Source organism: Prevotella sp. E9-3, assembly GCF_022024015.1.
GTDB lineage: Bacteria > Bacteroidota > Bacteroidia > Bacteroidales > Bacteroidaceae > Prevotella.
Window position 1 is genome coordinate 1,217,399 of sequence record NZ_CP091786.1, and the last position, 20,634, is coordinate 1,238,032.

Sequence of the window (20,634 nt, forward strand, 5' to 3'; positions counted from 1 at the left end):
CGATCTTATCTTGTTAAAAATGCAAGCGTTATGGCTATTTTGTTATTTCAGTAATGGCTTCACCTACACAGGCATTTGGCTGTTGGATGTGTAGTAGTTGGCAGATGGTGGGGGCAATGTCGGTGATATGAACCTCGCGCGAAGTAGCTCCGTGAGGAATCTTCCATCCCATGAACAGTAAAGGTATGTGTGCATCGTAGGGATTCCATTCACCATGAGTGGTACCAACAGGCGATGATAATTTACTGAACTCGTAGTAACCAGGCTCAGGTATGAAAATAATGTCGCCAGAACGACGGGGATGATAGCCCATGAGGATGCGGTCGCGCAGGATTGGTGGGATGCTGGCATTCATCACATTCTGAAAGTCAATGGCAAAATTGACATTGGGCGATGAAATCAAGTAGTCGATAATAACTTGTTTCACCTCCTGAAGATTCAGACCCTGTTCCTTGATGGTGTTGTGATTCAGAAATAAACGGTAGTCATAGATAGCAGCAATAACTGGCTTCAGTTCTTTTCCGAAGTGTTTGCTGATGGCCTTCTCTATATTTTCTCGTCCTTCTTCATATAACCAAGGACCACCATGCAACTTGTTTTCTTGCATGAACTTCCAGTTGTGAGCGGCCCCATGGTCGGCTGTGAGGAAAGCAACATAGTTGCCTTTTCCCACCTGTTTGTCAAGAGCAGCAAACAGACGGGCCAAATCCTTGTCCAATTGAATGTAGGCATCGTCAGTATGCTGACCGCGTGTGCTCCACTCATGGCCAATAATGTCGGTTTGTGAATAGCTCACACATAGCATATCTGTTGTTTCTCCTTTACCTAACTGCTCGCCTTCCAATGCGGCAATAGCCATGTCGGTGATGATTGTACCGCATATTGGAGTTTTGCTAATGCGGTCGCCCAATTCTTTTATTTCCTTGTTCTTGCCAAATATAGCATTCTGATTTTTTGCCCATTTAGGTAGCTCTTTCATGTAGTAGGTACTGCTAACGAAACATGCATTCTTGTCGTCAAACCAATAGGCGGCATTCGCAGAGTGACCGGCCGGTAGAATGGCAGCACGGTCTTTATAGCTCACCCCGATTACCTTTGAACGGAAATCTGTGTGCAGTCGCAATTGATCGCCAATAGTTGTAGCCAGCAGATTTTTAGGCGATGCCTTACCTTTTGAACTTGAACTGCCAACTGTTTCCATGGACTTGTCTGTCACACAATACACCTTCTCTCCATCAATCATGAAATTGTTTCCACAGATGCCGTGAAGGGCTGGAGTAGAACCGGTGTATGCTGAGGTGTGACCAATAGATGTAATGGTGGGAAGGTAGTTTATTAGGCAGTTGTTGCAAGAGTAACCCTCGCTAATCATTCGACGGAAACCATCTTCAGTAAATCGGTTATAGTAGCGGTCGAGATAGTCCCAACGCATTTGGTCAACAACTATACCTACAACTATTTTTGGCTTTTCGTCAAAAAAAGCCTGCGCATAAGTGTTCATTGCACAGGCTAATATAAATAAGTGGATAAGAATGTTTTTTCTCATGAAAATAACTGTTTTAGCGAATTATTAATAGTCATTTTTGATGAAATGATACATTATTCAGCAGCCTCCATGTCGCCCTCAATATAGAGACGAGTCATTTCAATCTCTCCATTCGTGCGAACGGTGATGCTCTTCTTGAAATGGCCAGGAAATTTACCTGTTCCGTTGTAAGTAACTTTTATCTCACCTTTTTCACCTGGTTGGATAGGAGTTTTGGTATATTCAGGAACAGTACATCCGCATGAAGCTACAGCCTGATTGACGATGAGAGGCTGTTCGCCTACATTCATAAAAGAGAATGTGCAGGTTACAACGGGGTTCTTCTCTGAGAACTTACCGAAATTGTGAGTCACCTTGTCAAACTTAATCTCGGCAGCTTTCTGTGCCATCGCCATAGTCATGCAGCCAATCAGCATGACGGTAAGCAGTATAATCTTCTTCATAAATATAGTAATTGTGTATTGATTTGCTGACAAAAGTAATAAATAAACCTCATATACAACTTATAATAGGATTTATTTTAATATTTTTTCAATTTATAGTATTCGGCAGCTCCCAAAAGAAAGCAACCAGTGCCATAGTCTTCGAAATCCGGGATTTTTGTATAGGATAGTGGCTGTCCGGCTGAGGGATCCTTTCCTGTACCTTGCATCCATCCCAAAAAACCATCGTGGTGAACTGCGTCTTTCACCATCGCCTCCCATGCACGATCGCACACTGGACCATATACTTTCTCTTTCAGATAACCTTGTTGGATGCCCCATGCCATACCATAAAGGAAAAGGGCTGTACCTGAGGTTTCTTTCATCTCATAGTTGGTGGATACAAGGCTTGGGTTCCAAAAACCGTCTTCGCGCTGACATTTGCGTAAGGCTTCACTCATCATCAGGAAGTCTTTCTTCAGTTCTTTGTATTCTTTCGACTTCTTGGGCAGGAGATTCATGCAACGCACCAGTGCTGCATATACCCATCCGTTGCCTCTGCTCCAATAGCATTGCTTTCCGTCTGGTTCTTTGTAGGGAGGCACATAGTCGGCGTCACGCCACCAAAGTCCTTCGTCAGTATTGAAAAGTCCTTTCTTTGGATTGCCCTCCGTACGTCCGCATTCATTGCGGCTCCAACGGTACATCTGCATGCCATGCTCCAGATAGCGCTTGTCGCCTGTCAATTTGTAAACCTGTACATAGAGTGGCATGGCCATCTGAATAGCGTCTATCCATGTCCACCAACCATATAAAGAGTTCACGCTCGTTTTTGCTTTTGGGGTTGTTGTCTGCGCTTTTGTATTGGGCGTTACTATCTGATGTTCCAAATTTACTATGACATTCTTGAGCTGTTCCTTGTAGTCCTTGTTAATGTATGGCAACAGTTCAACGTAAGTCTGTGCGCAGCATTGGTCATCAGCATCACAGGTGGTAACCCCATTACGTGGAGTCCACTGATGGAAATTAGCCCATGTCAGTGCATAGTCCAAGTATCGTTGTTGCGGATCTATCTCTTGAAGGGCCATCAATCCTTCGTAATAAACGGCACGAGTCCACAGACTTGACGGACGAATTTTATTTACATTAGTGGGAATGGTAGGATCGGCATATTTTTCCATGAAATAGTTGTTCACTATTCTTGCGGTGCTGAGTACCTCATCGGCAGTGGCCTGTGCATAGATTTGAATCGAGAAAAAGGCCACAGAACAAAGGGTGATTAGTTTTTTCATTATTGGAAGGTTCATTTTAATTTGGCCGCAAAAATAATAATAAAAGGTGAAATAGGCAAGAAAAATAAATATTTTTGCTACCTTTGCGCCAATTATGACGAACGAATATCAGATTAGAGTATTACCTGAAGTGGCTGCTCAGCAAGAACGACTGAAACATTTTCTCGCTGATGAATATGGTTTACGCTTTCAGAATATTACGAGCTTACGGATTCTTAAAAGGAGTATTGATGCCCGTCAGCGTACAATCTTCGTGAATCTGAAGGTACGTGTCTATGTAAATGAGTTACCTACAGATGATGAATACCAGCATGTTGACTATCCCGATGTGAGTGATCGTCCTCAAGTGATAGTGGTCGGAGCCGGTCCTGGCGGATTGTTTGCTGCCTTGCGACTTATAGAATTGGGTGTACGTCCTGTTGTGTTGGAGCGCGGAAAAGATGTGCATGAACGTAAAAAAGATCTTGCTGCTATTGGTCGTACCCAGCAGGTTGATGGTGAAAGCAACTATTGCTTTGGTGAGGGCGGGGCAGGCGCCTACAGTGATGGTAAACTTTATACCCGTTCTAAGAAACGCGGTAATATCGAGAAAATCCTGAATGTATTTTGTCAGCATGGTGCTTCTACTGCAATTCTGGCCGATGCTCATCCCCATATTGGTACCGACAGATTGCCTAAAGTTATCGAAGCTATGCGCAATACCATCATTCGTTGTGGTGGTGAGGTCCATTTTCAAACAAAGATGACAAGGCTCATTCTCGAGGGCAATAAGGTGGTCGGTGTTGAAGCCGAGTCGAAGAACACTCAACTCTCATCTCCTGTTGCTCATGAGTTCAAAGGACCGGTTATCCTCGCCACAGGTCATAGTGCCCGTGATGTCTATAGATACCTTGCCGAATCTAATATTGAGATTGAAGCTAAGGGTATTGCAGTGGGTGTACGTTTGGAACATCCCTCTCACTTGATTGATCAAATTCAGTATCACCGACGCGAGGGTAGGGGACGGTGGCTGCCTGCAGCCGAATATTCTTTCGTGACTCAGGTTAATGGCCGTGGTGTGTATTCCTTCTGTATGTGTCCGGGTGGATTCGTTATTCCTGCTGCAACAGGTCCTGAACAGATTGTTGTTAACGGTATGAGTCCCGCCAATCGCGGTACCCAGTGGTCTAATTCAGGTATGGTAGTTGAGGTAAGACCAGAAGACGTTCTCACTTCTGAGTTGAGAACTGAGAATTCAGAGCTGAGAGGTATGATTAGCTCTGTTAATGATAAACTTCTTAGCGAGGCGTCTAATCATACCTCTCAATTCTCAAATCTCAAATCTCAATTAAAAGTTCTTGCTTTTCAGGAACAATTGGAACGTGACTGCTGGTTACAGGGCAATCGCCAGCAGACGGCTCCGTCTCAGCGTATGGCCGACTTTGTCAATGGCCGACTGAGTTCTGACTTACCTAAAAGTAGTTATGCTCCCGGCCTGATAGCTTCACCGTTGCATTTTTGGATGCCAAAGTTTATTTCTTCTCGTTTAAAGGACGGCTTCCTGGCTTTTGGCCGTCAGGCACATGGCTTCTTGACCAACGAAGCGGTGATGATTGGCGTAGAAACCCGTACTTCATCGCCTGTTCGCATTGTGCGTCAAAATGAGACTCTTCAACATGTACGACTGCAAGGGCTTTTTCCATGTGGCGAAGGGGCTGGTTATGCCGGAGGAATCGTTTCGGCAGGTGTCGATGGCGAGCGTTGTGCAGAAATGTGTGCTGCCTATTTGAATGGGATTTAAATGCGTTAATGTTCTAAAAAATAGTTCCATTGTCAACATTTTTGTTTACTTTTGCACACGTTATGCCGTTTCACATGCCAATTAACATATTGGATTTTATCTTCAAAGGTATTCTCATTGGAATGATAGCCTCAGCACCAATGGGTCCTGTGGGAGTTTTGTGCGTTCAACGAACGTTGAAGAAAGGACGTGGTTTTGGATTAGCTACAGGTATAGGCGCTGCTGTCAGCGATATTATTTATGCTGCCATCACAGGTTACGGTATGGCTTTTGTAATGGATTTTGTTGAGGATCCCCAGAATAAATTTTATTTGCAGATTATCGGTTCATTGATGCTGATGGGCTTTGGTTGGTACACTTATCGTACCGACCCAACGCGAAATATGCATCAATCGAGTACAGAACGGGGAACCTTGTGGTATAACACATGGACAGCCTTTCTGGTTACCCTGAGCAATCCTCTCATTGTTTTTCTGTTTATGGCCCTTTATGCCCAGTTTGCTTTCGTGTTGCCAAATCATCCGTTTGAGATGGTGGTGGGCTTCCTCAGCATTGTAGGAGGAGCTTTGCTGTGGTGGTGGGGCTTGACTTGGCTCATTGACAAAATACGTATGAAGTTTGATGACTTTGGCATCAAACTCATTAATCAGATTATTGGTGTGGCAGTGATTATTGGTAGTATCATCATGTTGCTGGGTACAACTACTAATCTGGTGCGTTTTTTCTAATTTTTGGAATCCCTAAAGATGTTTATAGCACAAGAATTACGCAAAAAGAATATTGCTGAATACCTGTTGTATATGTGGCAGGTGGAGGATACCATTCGTGCTTTCGACTGTTCCCTTCCTCGCATCAAGCGTGAGTATGTTGACCGTTTTGATTATACAGACGAGCAGAAGGAAGACGAAATTGACTGGTTTGGCAATCTGATTAGAATGATGAATGAAGAAGGGTGTCGCGAACAAGGTCATCTTCAAATTAATAAGGTGACCATGCAGACGCTTATTGAACTGCACGAACAGCTCCTTTCTTCTCCCAAATATCCTTTCTACAATACAGCCTACTATAAGGTGTTGCCGTTTATTGTTGAATTACGCAATAGGGGCGTGAACAAAGAGGAAAACGAAATTGAAACCTGCTTTAACTCTCTCTATGGCGTGATGATGCTACGCTTGCAGAAGAAAGAGATAACTCCGAATACTCAACATGCGGTCAAAGAAATCTCAACTTTTGTGGGGATGCTCTCAGACTACTATCATAAAGATAAAAACGAAGGACTGAAATTCGACTAAGATGAATATTTTGATTACAGGCTGCAATGGCCAGTTAGGGAACGAAATGCAGTTGTTAGAGAAACTGCATCCTGAACACACTTATTTTAATACAGATGTTCAGGAATTGGATATTACAAATCAAGTGGCTATCGATCAGTTTGTTACTGAACATAAAATAGACGGCATCGTGAACTGTGCTGCCTATACCGCTGTTGACAAAGCAGAGGAAAATCAGAATCTTTGTGAGAAACTGAATGCACTTGCTCCCGCCTATCTTGCTGCGGCTGTTGAAAAACAGGGTGGATGGTTCGTCCAGATTTCTACCGATTATGTGTTTGACGGCACCAAGCATACACCTTATGTTGAGACCGATCCTACTTGTCCGAACAGCGTGTATGGCACAACCAAACTTGCTGGTGAACAGGCTGCAATGACTCATTGTAAGCGCACCATGATTATACGTACTGCATGGCTTTACAGTACTTTTGGCAATAATTTTGTAAAGACGATGATTCGTTTGGGCAAAGAGAAACAGGAATTAGGCGTTATCTTCGATCAGATAGGCACACCTACTTATGCCCGTGATTTGGCCGTTGCCATTTTTGCTGCTATTGAAAAAGGTATTCAGCCCGGCGTTTATCATTTCTCTAACGAGGGCGTAATCTCTTGGTATGATTTTACAAAAGCCATTCATCGTATAGCTGGTATCTCAACTTGTAAAGTTCGCCCTTTGCACACGGCTGAATATCCCACTCCTGCTAATCGTCCGCATTTTTCTGTGCTTGATAAAACTAAGATCAAGCAGACCTACGGCATTGAAGTGCCCTATTGGGAGGAGTCACTCCGTGAATGCATTGACCAACTAGTATGATTTTCTATTTCTCAGGAACAGGCAACACTCGTTGGGCCGCCGAGCAGTTGGCAACCCTCACCGGGGAACAGCTGTTCTTCATCCCCGAAGAACTTAAAAAGGAACATGTCCATTATGAATTAGCAGAAGACGAACGTATCGGCTTCTGCTTTCCTGTACATGGTTGGCAACCTCCTCACATCGTTCGTCAGTTTATCCGTCAGTTGGTAATTGAACAGTCTCAAAACCACTATTGCTATGCATTAGTAACCTGTGGCGATAGCATTGGTCGGACAATGGAAATTCTGAATAAGGAGTTGGCGGCCATCGGACTGCATGCTGACAGTCTTTTCTCGCTCGTCATGCCTGAGAGTTATGTGTGCCTGCCCTTCATGTACACCGATACCCCTGAGCGAGAAAAAGAGAAAATCGACAAAGCTGCGGCCGACCTTCAACGGTATGGATTCATGATTGTGAACCGCCAGAGTGGTGAGGTATATACCAAGAAAGGTGCTATCCCTTGGACGTTTTCACATGTGATAGGTGCATACTTCAATGCTCATATGATTACCGATAGCAAATTCACTGTCGATGCTGACGTATGTATCCATTGCGGAAAATGTGAAAAAGTTTGTCCTACAGGCGATGTACGTTTGGTAGATGGACTGCCTCGATGGCAGCACGATGATTCGTGTACCTGCTGTCTGGCCTGCTATCACCATTGTCCTAAGCATGCTATAAACTACGGAACAATCACCCGTAAGCGTGGACAGTACTATTTCAAATAATTCATAATTCATAATGCATAATTCATAATTATTTATCTTATCTGTTTTTTTCAATAATTTCATTTTGTCTCTCTTTATTTTAAACCCCATTCATTTATGAAACAGAGAAAATGGTGGATGCTTGCCGTCCTTTTTGCCTTCGTAAGCAGTACCTGTTCTTTAACAAGCTGCTCTAACAATGCTAACCGAAAAGAATCTCTCGACTCTACTTATGACAGTAGTCAGTTTGTAACTCTTACCGATGTTGTGCCCGATGCCATTCTGGAAATACGCTATTATGGTACCTACAATTTCGTGGGTAAGCGTGTTGATGGCTATTTGGAACCTACAGCCCTGCTTTCTAAACAGGCCGCCGAGGCACTGAAAAAGGTGAGCGATGAAGTTGTTTCTCAAGGCTATCGACTGAAAATCTATGATGCCTATCGTCCACAGGTGGCTGTCGATCACTTCGTTCGCTGGGCTGCCGACCTTTCAGCTACTGAGATGAAAACTTATTTCTATCCCGATCTCGATAAAAGTGTACTCTTCGAACAGGAGTACATCTATGAACGAAGTGGCCATACCCGAGGCAGTACTGTTGATTTGACGCTCTTTGATATGCAAACGGAGAAAGAGTTAGATATGGGTGGAACCTTCGATTGGTTCGGCCCCGAGAGTCATCCCGACTTTTGCGGTAATCCTGAAACAGGAGAATATACCGGTGATAACAGCAAGTCGCCCAGCGGTCGTAGTATCACACCCGAACAGTTCGAGAATCGTATGATACTTCGCCGTGCTATGCTCAATCATGGTTTCAAGGCTTTGGACTCTGAGTGGTGGCACTTCACACTGAAGGATGAGCCATTCCCTGAAACCTATTTCAATTTCCCTGTGAAGCAGTTGCAAAGCGGTAATCAATAGGATAGCACTCAGCAATCGGCTGTATAAAAATAGTTTTTTCTTTTGTGTTGCTCTCGATTTTTTGTACCTTTGCACCCGCAAAACAAATAATAGATTATTGTGAATCAAGAGATTGAGCGTAGAAGAACGTTTGCGATTATATCGCACCCCGATGCCGGTAAGACCACGCTGACTGAGAAATTCCTGCTTTTTGGCGGACAGATTCAGGTGGCTGGCGCAGTGAAGAATAATAAAATCAAGAAAACTGCAACGTCCGACTGGATGGAGATTGAGAAACAGCGTGGTATTTCAGTCAGTACTTCTGTGATGGAGTTCGACTACACCCCTGACGGAAAGGATATTGAATACAAGGTGAATATCCTCGATACTCCCGGTCACCAGGACTTTGCTGAAGATACTTTCCGCACGCTGACAGCTGTCGATTCTGCCATTATTGTGGTTGATGGAGCAAAAGGTGTTGAGACACAGACTCGCAAACTGATGACTGTCTGCCGCATGCGCAAAACCCCAGTTATCATCTTTATCAACAAGATGGACCGTGAAGGCCGTGATCCATTCGATTTGTTGGATGAACTTGAGCAAGAACTCGAAATCAAGGTACGTCCTCTTTCATGGCCAATCAATCAGGGCGCAAAGTTCAAAGGCGTGTATAATATCTACGAACAGAAGCTCGATCTCTTCACTCCCGATAAGCAACGCGTCACGGAAAAAGTAAGTGTAGAACTCGATTCTGCTGAACTCGACAATAGAGTCGGTGAGCAGGATGCTGCCAAGTTGCGTGACGATCTTGAGCTTATCAATGGCGTTTATCCCGAATTTGATGTAGAGACCTATCGCGAGGCTGAAGTTGCTCCTGTGTTTTTCGGCTCGGCTTTGAACAATTTTGGTGTGCAGGAACTTTTGAACTGTTTCGTCGAAATTGCGCCAAGTCCCCGTCCTACAAAGGCTGAAGAACGTGAGGTACAGCCTGAGGAACAGAAATTCACAGGCTTTATCTTTAAGATTACGGCCAATATCGACCCCAATCACCGTTCATGTATTGCTTTCTGTAAGGTCTGCTCTGGCAAGTTCCAGCGCAACCAGCCCTATTTGCATGTGCGTCAGGGTAAAACCATTCGTTTCACTTCGCCCACACAGTTCATGGCTCAGCGCAAGTCAACCATCGATGAAGCCTGGCCTGGTGACATCGTCGGTTTGCCTGATACTGGTGGCATGTTCAAGATTGGCGACACTATTACCGAGGGCGAACAGCTTCATTTCCGTGGCCTTCCTTCTTTCTCACCAGAATTGTTCAAGTATATTGAGAATGATGATCCCATGAAGGCAAAACAACTTCAGAAAGGTATCGACCAGTTGATGGACGAGGGTGTAGCCCAGTTGTTTGTCAATCAGTTCAATGGTCGCAAAATTATTGGTACCGTTGGTCAGTTGCAGTTTGAAGTTATTCAGTATCGTTTGGAGAACGAATACAATGCCAAGTGTCGTTGGGAACCCGTTCATCTTTATAAGGCTTGTTGGATTTCCAGCGATAACGAGCAGGAACTTGAAGCCTTTAAGAAGCGTAAATATCAGTATATGGCAAAGGATAAAGAGGGTAGGGATGTGTTTCTTGCCGACTCTGGCTACGTGCTTAGTATGGCTCAACAGGATTTCGAACATATTCAGTTCCACTTCACCAGCGAGTTCTAAAAATATTGTTTTTCATCATAAAATCTGCGTTGTCCAAAAAGATAACGCAGATTTTTTTGTACAGAATGTCCATTTTTTCTAATATTTATTTGTTTCGTTTAAGATTTTTTATTATTTTTGCAAATTGATACAACTGAACTAAAACAATTCTTCATAACAGCGAACTACTAAAACTTGTATTTTTATGGAACACGAGGGTCAAAGAATTACCGTTATTGACAGACTATTCAGCTTCATAACACTTTTTCTGTTATCATTTTCTGTACAATCTGTCTTGGCCAAAGACTATGTGGGAAATGTAACCAGTTACCAATTTCAGTATGATGGAGTGGACAAAATTTCGTTCAGGATTCCAACCTACGATCAGAATAGTGATGATAGTTGGGTGTATGACGGCAACGTATATTACCGGGTGGAAGGTACTGACGCTCAAGTGTGCATACTGAACTGGTGGGTGGCTGAAACAGACATTGACGATGATGACACCTACGTATGGACAAACATGCGTACATTCGCACCTGGCACTGTGCAGTTTATGTGCTCAAAAGTAAAGAAGGATGCCGATAATCCTGTACTTTCGCAGGACATCATCAAACGAGGTGTCTATGAGGTAGATGGTCTGATGATAATCGACCTGGACTGGCACTTGCCAAGGGAACTGCGTGGTAAAAACCTCATCATCTCTTGGAAGGTACATAAAACAGGTAATAATAGCATCAAAAACAGATGGGTGGACATTCCTGATCAAACCATACAGGTGAATGCCGCTCCTGCAGAAGTGAATCCCATAATTTTGGAGCCAGTATTGAGCTATGAGACATCGCATACTGGGCAGATTTCTGTTCCATGGATGATTGCCGCCACCAATTTGCAGCATGCTCAGGCAGAATATTTCGACCGCACCGTCAATCAGCAAGTGACTCAGGTCTTGGAGACCGACAGCAGCACCGTAATGGGCTATGTTTATGTGCCTGCCGACCACCTCATTGATAACTTTACCGTGGTTGTGGATTATAAGGACACCGAGGGCGCTCTGCTCACTGGTCGCAGGAGCAATCCGCCGCTCTCCATTCCTTTGCTTCACCATGCCAAGAATTTTGCTGCGCAGTTGCAGCCTGACGGAAAAACACTCCTGACGTGGAGTATCACCGATACGCAGTGGGGCGACATTATGAACACAGACCAATGGGAAATTCAGCGCAACCTGACAGGTACCACTGGTATGGGCGATAGCAACTGGCAGACGGTTGGCATGGTAGCCTTTGACGAAGCAACGGCCGACTATGAGTTTACCGACGAAGCCTTGCCTCAGGTTTATAACAACCAGCCCGTGAGCTACCGCATTCGTCGAATGGCCACCGCCAGTTGGGGATGGTCAACACAGGCTGGTGTTGCGATGCTGGTTATAACACAACCCTTGGCACTTCCCTATGTTCAGAGTGCCACCGTACAGCGTGCACCCAATTGGGGAGAGAATGATGTGCGTGATATTATGCTCAGTTGGGATTTCCCTCCAAGTGCGTTCGGAATGAAAACCGTTTCTTCTGAAAAGTCTGTATCCGGTGAGGTCGTTGAGATTGCCACCGCTGACGACTGGAAAGCCTTTGCCGACCGTGTGAACAATGGCGAACAATTGCTGACGGCCAAGATGACGGCTGATGTGGAACTGCCAGTTGATGCTCCGATGGTGGGCTCAGGTGTGACGAACCATCCTTTTTCAGGAATATTCGATGGACAAGGACACACGCTGACAGTTAATTATTATATGGGTGAAAATACTCCCAATATTCTTTCTATTTATGCACCCTTTGAATATATTTCAGATGCTTCCATACTCAATCTGCATGTGGATGGGTCTATAACTTGCGCCCAAAATTGTCTTGCCGGTATTGTCGGAAAAACCAATAATAACTGTGACATACAAAATTGTCGTTCTTCTGTCACCCTGAAGTCAACATTCATAGGCAGCATTCTGGTTGCAGGCTTGGTTGGAGCTGCTGGAGGTAATAACTCGGAACTTCTCATCCAAGACTGCCGTTTCGATGGTAAGATTTTAGGAGAATCAGCAACGTCGGGCTTTGTGGGTGACTATTATATGGATGCGAAGGTGACTTTGAAGAATTGTTATTTCAATCCGTCGACAGTATCTTCGCCTTCGAGTGACTGGAAAAACTTTGTAGCACGTTATTCGGGTGTCGGGAATAGTGTCATTGATCTCCAAAACTGCTTGTACCGCAAGACATTTGGCGAGGAGCCGCAAGGAACATCCGTGGAAAACAAGACGGCCAAACAGATTAAGAATATGCTGGGTGACCGGTGGATATTGACCTCAAACAGTCTTGTATTGCCGATTATGAGCAGTATCATCTATGTCTGGGATGAGAAGGCAAAGCTGACACTTTGCATCGATAAGTATGTAAAGGGAAAACTGAACAGTACGGTGCAGCGCCAGTTGGATAAAGACGAGATTAAACAGCATAAAGCCACGGTGTCACTGACTAGTCCTTGCGTGGACTATGGGTTCCGTTTGGTCATTGACCGTGGTGGTTCGCAGTTGCGTATCAATGATTCACCAGATAGTGTGAAGACAGTATCGTTTGACATACCCACTGATAGTGCTACTCAGTTCACATTCAATAGCAATGTCAAGCTCGACTCGCTCCAGTTTGAAGAACAGCAGACCAGTGTAGTACTTTCATGGACTATAAAAGAGGGATTAGCCGACTTCTACCGTATCACTCGTCGTGACTTGACGAAAGATACTACCATTGTGTTGGAAGCCGAGTACGACCAGACTTCTTATGTGGACAAAACTGTACGCCCACAGCACAACTATGAATATACGGTGGAAGGTGTCACTCAATGTGAGGGCGAACAGATCAGTAAACTGACCATCGTTGGCCATTGTAAGCCTACAGGTATGGTGCAGGGTTATGTGCGACTGTTTGATGGAACAGCACTTGCCAACCGTAAGGTAGTAGTGAATACCTCCGACAAAACGAAATATTCAACAACTACTGATGAGAATGGATACTTTGAAATAGCAGGTATCGTCTATACTGGTGAAGAGACCGTTACCATCACTGTTGAGACAACGGGTGAGGAAAAACCTTTCCCCACACTCTACGCAACTTTCAACGATGCTTCAAACCTTACTTCCAATCTCGTTTTCACTCAGGATGATTATTATTTACTGTCTGGACAAGTAATGTACGATGGAACTTCTGTTCCTGTGGTAGGAGCAATGTTTGAGCGTGATGGCGTGATCGTCCGCAATGGTTCTGGTATGCCTGTCACCACTAATTCGCAAGGTAGTTTCAGTGTGAGCATTCCACAAGGCACTCACACCATCCGTGTGGTGAAAGAAGGACACGTATTTGCCAACGATGGCTTCTACCTGTCGCCCGATGCTGCAGGCAATGACAAGACACAGGTGAACTGGCAGAAAAGTGTTCCCAGACATTTGTTCTGGGATCAGACTCGGGTTATGATGCAAGGTCGCGTGGTTGGTGGCAATGTACAGGGCAATCTGCCCCTTGGACAGTCACTCTCTAAGAACAATCTTGGCGACTCCCTTACTATTGTGATGCAATTGGAGGGCGACAATACCTCATGGCTGGTTCGCGACCAGCTAGATGCTACCGTTACAGAACGCCATAATCCATATACCTTCGGCGTTACTGATACCTGTTCGGTAGATGTATATCGTCACCGTATGGTGATTCATCCAGACCCCTTGACAGGTGAATACTGTGTTCCTGTGTTGCCCGTGAAGTATAAGGTAACGGAAGTGTCGGCAAATGGTTATTCCACACTTTTCCAGCCGGGACAGGTGGGTGAGACTGTTGATTTTACCAAGAATGTGGAGGGTGATACCGTAACATGGAAACGCATCTATCATTCCAGTCCGATGCTTCAGGTCAAGCAGTTCAATATGGGAGGAAAAGAATATATGGGTATTGAGTCCTATAAATCACTCGATGTTACCGGCAAGGACGTAACCATCTCGTTGTGGAACGATTCTACCGGCTATGCTTTCGGTCATCCGGTGTTTATGGCAGGCAGCTCTATCATTATGAACCTCTCTGCCCAAGAACGTTATTATTTCAACAACGATACAAAGAGTAACGTGCCTGATATCGTACTCTTAGACGGTGGCAGCGTAATTATCAACAACGGACTGATCAGTACCACTGAGACTGCTACCATCCAGTTGGATAGTATTGGTGAAGGCAACTATATCTTCACACCACAGAATCTGACCTTTACTGAAGAGGGCGACAGGGCGTTGAAAAACATGAATATGACACTCCTTTATGACGGTACCTATTACGATGTTGAACCTGTGAAAGGCTTCGTGATGGCTGCAAAAGCTAAGAGCGAGGGACGCCGCATAGTCAATGATGGTGGTACCTATCTTATCGATATCCTGCGTGATCCTCCTGGTTCTGGTTCAAGTGCCTACATTGAGAGCGGTTCAAAGATATCTTACAGCTTCACCAACGACATCAAGGCTATGGCAGGCGTTCAGATGTCACTGGGCGCCGGTGGCGGTACAACCTATTACTCTGGTTTGTGGGCCGGCATGGGTGGTGGCGCAGCGGCTGGTCTTGTGAACAGTTTCTCTTCAAAGAGTTTTGTGAACATGACACTCTCAACCACCTATTATAATAATTGGCAGCACAGCTATACCTTTGAGACGGCCGACCGAATCAGTACCAGCGGTGATATCTTCAATGTTGGGCGCGATGCCGATGTGTATATCGGTGTGACTCACAATGCCGTAGTAGAGGATGCCATTGCTGTGCGTGTCATTGACGAAGATACCTATCAACTGCTTACTACCCACGAAGGTGGCTCGTTTAGTGTTGATGGCAACAAGTTCGATGTACGCCAAGGGGCTTTGAAAGTGATGGCAGAAGGTACCAGCAATGGTCAGAAAATCTATCTGGTGCGCGATGAGGTTCTGCAATGTTATACTACCTTGAAGAATACCTTTGTCCACTCACAAGCGTTCATAGAGCAGGAACTCATTCCCAACATGCTGAAGGTACGCAACACGCTTCTTTTGCCTAAGGGTACAACCAAGGAGACAGCACAGTTGGTAGCTACTCAGCTGAAGTGTGCAGTCTATATCAGTGAGGTAGATCAGGATGATGAGCGGTTTGGCTGGCAATATGAAATGGTTGAACCTGATGGCATGGAAGGTCAGTGCAGTGACTCTATAGCTGTGATCAACCGTAACATACAAACCTGGATTCGTTTTATGGCCGAGAATGAATATGAGAAGCTGAATGCCAGCGAGCTTGTTCAAAGCTATGACTTTGACGGTCGTAGCAGCATCACCCATAGCGAGTCGTTCACACTGGGTGGAAGTGAGAGCCGCTACTGGCTGTTCCCGGGGCTGGATCCTGGAAATATTGCCTTTGGCGCTATTCCTGGATACAAAAAATCCACTACATCTACTGAAGAGGAGTCAGTAGGAAGTATAGCTGTTCAGGTAGAAGTGACTGGTGTAAGTCTGCAGTTTGATATTGCGCCAATCATTGGATTTGACTATAATTACACTTATGGCAAGTCTGAAGGCGAGTCAAAGAAAGTCGGCTATACACTGTCCACTTCCAGCAAGTCAAACCTCGTGGTAGATGTTTATCGTACAAAGGTTGACCTAGACGAACTGAAGAGACGTGCCGAGGAAGGCGATTTGGACGAACTGTTCCAGGTAACGACCGAAGATAAGATTGATGATGTGAAAGGCCTGTCGGGTTTGGGCTTCCTTTCTTACTTCGACAGTGACAGGGCTCAGCGCTATCGTAGTCTGGTCTATCGCACTCGTGGCGGCGCTACCGTGAATCCTTACGAGGATGCTCGTTATACGAAGTACTACAGTGCTGGCACATTGCTCGATGCCAAGACTATAGAGATTGACAAACTTCGTATATGGACTGATCAGGCCTCTGTGGCTAATGTTCCTTATGGCGAGCCTGCCCGTTTCACTATCCACATGGCCAATGAGAGTGAAGCCCCTGCACTGGCCTCTATCAACTTTGCTTATTTCCTGGAAGACCGTACCAATGTGAAGGGTGCAAAGGTGACCGTTGATGGTGCTTCGCTCTCAGGTGAGGGCCATAGTATCTATATCCCCGTGGGCGAGGTGGTGACCAAACAGATAGAAATCTATGCAGGAGCAGAGTTCGACTATGATAATATTGCTATCGGACTCTATAATCCCAGCGACCCCTCGCGCAAACAGCTTTGCTATCTCTCTGCTCATTATGTTCCCACTGCTGGAAATGTTGATATCACGTTGCCTGGCGATAAGTGGGTGATGAACACAGAGTCGGCTTACGATCATGAACAGCAACAGTACTTCATGCCAGTGCAGATTGACGGCTTTGATGTGAATTTCCGCAATTTCGATCATATCGAACTGCAGTATAAGCTCTCTACGCAAGGCGATAAAGACTGGGTATCAGTTTGTTCGTTCTATAATGACTCTACGCTTATGGCAAAGGCAAGCGGTGTGTGTGAGATGATAAAGAATGACGGACATATCATAGCTAACTTCTATGGAGAGAAAGATCCTATTGAGCAGAACTATGACCTGCGTGCTGTGAACTACTGCCGCTATGGCAACGGCTTCCTGACCAATCCGTCTCAAATTATCACTGGTATCAAAGATACTCGCCGTCCGCAACTCTTCGGCACTCCGCAACCTGTAAATGGTATTCTGGACATTGGTTCCGATGTGGTGTTGAGATTCTCCGAGCCTATAGCCGGCAACTATCTGAGTGAACTGAACAACTTCCAGATTGTGGGTACTACCAATCAAACAAATATCACACAGTCCACCAATCTCCGTTTCGACGAAGGCAGTAAGGCATATTCTGAAAGTCGCCGCAACTTGAACAACCGTTCGTTTACCATCGATGTGATGATCAATCCCGATCAGAACGACAAGTCCATGACTTTCTTCAGTCATGGTACTGGAAGCAACTCGCTGGAACTTGGCGTGACTGCCGATCGCCATTTGGCAGTGGCTTTCAACGATACCACTTTCCTGTCCGACAAAGCAATTGATTTCAATGGTTTGCGACAAGTGGCCTTTGTGTTTGACCAAAATCTTACAGATAAGGTAGTTGATGTAACCATCTATGATGGCACCACTTCTTTGGGCTCGTTCCGTTACAATAAACTCTATTCGGGTGTAGGCAACCTTATTTTAGGTTCCGCTCAGAAAGGAAATCTGTTAAATAGTATCGATTATCAGGGACAAATGCTTGAGTTCCGTCTATGGAATCAGGCACTGAACTCAGCCCAGATAGGAGCTTATGCTCAGAAGAAACTCACCGGTTATGAACTTGGACTACTCGATAACTACCCACTGAGCGAGGGTAAGGGAAAGTACAGTTACAACAAGTCGCCTAACGGTAACGATTTGCAGCTGAGCGGCACTAATTGGAAAATGCCGGCAGGCCTGAGTATGAAACTCGATGGCAAGAAAGGCTTCAAACTCAACGACAATCTGTTCAACCGTGACTGGTATCAGGACTACACGCTGTCGTTCTGGTTCCGCACGCCCGATAGTGAGGGAACGCTCCTGGCCAATGGTCTGGGCGAGAACGAGGATGGCTGCAAGAATCATTTCAACTTCGGTGTACATGCAGGAAAACTGGGATTGAAACTCAATGGCCTTAATCTTCAGACTGATGTCGATGTCGATAATGACGAGTGGCACAATGTTGCACTCACTGTCAACCGTTCGCGCAATGTGGGCAACCTCTATGTGGATAATAGTCTGAAGAAGACCTTCGCCGTCGATACCTTAGGCGGTATCCTTGGAACAAACTTGGCTGCAGGTGCCACTTATACCACCGATGGCATTGTGAATCCTATCAATGGTAATATTGATGAAATCAAGATGTACGAGATGGTACTCCCCGAGTCGTCTCTTATTGATAATTCTAATCTTACCGAAACCGGTTTTGAAATGGGACTCATGTGCTATCTCAGCTTCAGCCAGTACGAACTTCAGATGGACGGCTCGCAGCGCCTCATGCCCACCGGACTCAGCCTGCGTCGCTATACCGACAAGACTACCGGTCAGGTGTCTGAACGTCGCGATACTATCGTGGCTCCCGATGTTGTCAATTCTCTTTGCGACCGTACCAACTATGCTCCAATGAGTGAGATGGACGTATTGGAGAATATTAAGTTCTCGTACGTTTGTGATGGTACTGACCTCCTTATCAATTTTGATATGCCCGATGTCAGTCTTGAGAAGTGTAATGTCAAGGTGACGGTTATGGAAGTGGCCGACTTGAATGGCAATACAATGGCTTCGCCAGCCACGATGGACCTCTATGTCTATAAGAGTCCGTTGCGCTGGGGCGAGAAACATATTGACTATGATGCAAAGTATGGCGATGAACATTCGTTCACGGTCGATGTTGCCAACCTGAGTGGAAAAATCAAGAACTATACCATTGGTGGTCTTCCTTTGTGGATCACCGCATCAAAGACGCAGGGTCGTCTCTCTGCCTTGGACACTGAAACGATTACCTTCACCATTTCACCTTTTATTAATGTAGGCGATTATGATGAAGTGATCTATCTGATTACCGAAGACGGAATGGTAGAGCCGCTGCCTATTAACGTCACTGTGCGCAGTGAGGCTCCAGTGTGGGAGGTCGATGAAGACCTTCGCAACAAGAATATCACGATGCACATGATAGCCCGTGTGATGGTGGAAGGCGAAGTGTCCCACGATCCTGACGATATGCTGGCAGTGTTTGGCACCAACCACAAGTTGCTGGGCGTCACCCGTTTGGATGTTGACAATAGCAACAATGCCAACGAGGCCCTTGCTTTCCTCACTGTCTATAACAGCAATTACGATGAGATTCCATTGAAATTCGAACTCTGGGATGCATCGCATGGCCGCATCTATAGTGTTGCCCCGAAAGTGAACTATATCAGTTTCAAGGCCGACAAGATTATGGGTTCTACCGACAATCCTGTCATGCTCTACAACACTTCTGAAGAAATGCAGCGCCTTTCTCTGGAAAAAGGCTGGAACTGGGTGTCGCTCTATGTACAGCCTGAGAAGTGCAAGCCTTCCGAACTGCTCAATGCCAGCACCTTGTGGATGCCTGGCGATGCTGTAGAGATTGTCTATGAAAAAGGCACTACCAAACTGATGACCTATAAAACCCTGATGGCTGGTGATTCCTGCTATTGGGATGGCGGCGACGAGCAAGTGGTCATCAATCCTCGTTTGATGTATCGCTTCTATTCAAATAATAAGAAGGATGCCTATATTAAGGGTAGCCCAACCACAGCACGTATCAAGGTGAAGAAAGGTTGGAACCGCATTGGTTATGTATCACCCATCAACTTGCCTGTGGCCATTGCCTTGGGCGACTATACCGACCATGGTTCCGATGGCGATATCATCAAGTCGCAGAGTGAATTTGCTGTACTCTCTGTCGATGCAAAGGGCAATCGTACCTGGAAGGGAACATTGAAGTTCCTGAAGACCGGTGAGGGTTATATGCTGCGTCGTATGGCCGCCGACGAGGCATCTTTCGATTATCCCACCTATAATGATGCGTCACGCTACAGTTCTGGTGGTTCTTCCCACGCTCCGCAGGCTCCGCTCTTTATGAATGTATCGGGCGTGTCTATGAATGTGGTAGCCACAGTCGATGGCGTTGAACCGCAGGAGGGCGATCGCTTAGTAGCTTATTCCGCTGGCGACATCTGTGGCATGTCCGAACTGGATTCAGAAAACCGCTTCTTCCTAAGTATTGGAAAGGCTGCCGACCACACCGTTCTCTTCGCTCTTGAGCGCGATGGTGAGATAGTGGCTACAACCCAACAAACCATTCCTTATCAGGAGAATGCCGTACTGGGAACGCTCCAGGTTCCTACCGTTATCAGCTTCCTTCCTATGACCGATGCTGCCCAAAGCGGTTGGTACACCTTGCAGGGCATGAAACTACAGAAGCGTCCTACTCGCGCAGGCATCTATCTGCTCGATGGCAAGACTGTGATAATCAAATAACATAATAACCAGTAATCGAATGAATAC

Annotated in this window: 11 protein-coding genes; 8 read left to right on the forward strand and 3 right to left on the reverse strand. The window is 45.5% G+C overall.

All coding sequences use genetic code 11. The annotated features are described in order from the left end of the window. Positions 1–34 precede the first annotated feature (34 nt). The 3 genes from L6475_RS04225 to L6475_RS04235 all read right to left on the reverse strand — a co-directional run bounded on the left by L6475_RS04225 (position 35) and on the right by L6475_RS04235 (position 3,260). A complete protein-coding gene (locus L6475_RS04225; RefSeq protein WP_237822803.1) occupies positions 35–1,546 on the reverse strand; it encodes an alkaline phosphatase family protein in 1,512 nt (503 codons plus the stop codon). Between the two features lie 53 nt (positions 1,547–1,599). Then, positions 1,600–1,989 (reverse strand): DUF1573 domain-containing protein, encoded by a 390-nt coding sequence (locus tag L6475_RS04230; protein ID WP_237822805.1) that lies wholly within the window; start codon positions 1,987–1,989, stop codon positions 1,600–1,602. Positions 1,990–2,066: 77 nt separating this feature from the next. Beyond that, positions 2,067–3,260 carry a glycoside hydrolase family 88 protein gene (locus L6475_RS04235; RefSeq protein ID WP_237822807.1) on the reverse strand — a complete coding sequence of 398 codons (1,194 nt, stop codon included), beginning with the start codon at positions 3,258–3,260 and terminating at the stop codon, positions 2,067–2,069. Positions 3,261–3,354: 94 nt separating this feature from the next. On the opposite strand from L6475_RS04235, the gene L6475_RS04240 reads away from it, so the two are divergent. The 8 genes from L6475_RS04240 to L6475_RS04275 all read left to right on the forward strand — a co-directional run bounded on the left by L6475_RS04240 (position 3,355) and on the right by L6475_RS04275 (position 20,607). Then, positions 3,355–5,040 (forward strand): NAD(P)/FAD-dependent oxidoreductase, encoded by a 1,686-nt coding sequence (locus L6475_RS04240; RefSeq protein ID WP_237822809.1) that lies wholly within the window; start codon positions 3,355–3,357, stop codon positions 5,038–5,040. A gap of 62 nt (positions 5,041–5,102) precedes the next feature. Continuing rightward, positions 5,103–5,768, forward strand: coding sequence for a LysE family translocator (locus L6475_RS04245; RefSeq protein WP_237822811.1), 666 nt, complete (start codon positions 5,103–5,105; stop codon positions 5,766–5,768). An 18-nt stretch (positions 5,769–5,786) separates the two neighbouring features. Beyond that, positions 5,787–6,332 carry a DUF4924 family protein gene (locus L6475_RS04250; protein WP_237822813.1) on the forward strand — a complete coding sequence of 182 codons (546 nt, stop codon included), beginning with the start codon at positions 5,787–5,789 and terminating at the stop codon, positions 6,330–6,332. Position 6,333: 1 nt separating this feature from the next. Further along, on the forward strand, positions 6,334–7,185 hold the full coding sequence (gene rfbD, locus L6475_RS04255; RefSeq protein WP_237822815.1) for a dTDP-4-dehydrorhamnose reductase: 852 nt from the start codon (positions 6,334–6,336) through the stop codon (positions 7,183–7,185). Then, positions 7,182–7,952 (forward strand): EFR1 family ferrodoxin, encoded by a 771-nt coding sequence (locus L6475_RS04260; protein ID WP_237822817.1) that lies wholly within the window; start codon positions 7,182–7,184, stop codon positions 7,950–7,952. Before rfbD ends, L6475_RS04260 begins: the two co-directional genes overlap by 4 nt. A 96-nt stretch (positions 7,953–8,048) precedes the next feature. Continuing rightward, on the forward strand, positions 8,049–8,852 hold the full coding sequence (locus L6475_RS04265) for a M15 family metallopeptidase (protein WP_237822819.1): 804 nt from the start codon (positions 8,049–8,051) through the stop codon (positions 8,850–8,852). Positions 8,853–8,951: 99 nt separating this feature from the next. Next, on the forward strand, positions 8,952–10,541 hold the full coding sequence (locus L6475_RS04270) for a peptide chain release factor 3 (protein ID WP_237822821.1): 1,590 nt from the start codon (positions 8,952–8,954) through the stop codon (positions 10,539–10,541). A gap of 184 nt (positions 10,542–10,725) precedes the next feature. Continuing rightward, positions 10,726–20,607: a LamG-like jellyroll fold domain-containing protein gene (locus L6475_RS04275; RefSeq protein ID WP_237822823.1), complete on the forward strand. Its 9,882-nt coding sequence runs from the start codon at positions 10,726–10,728 to the stop codon at positions 20,605–20,607. Positions 20,608–20,634 lie beyond the last annotated feature (27 nt).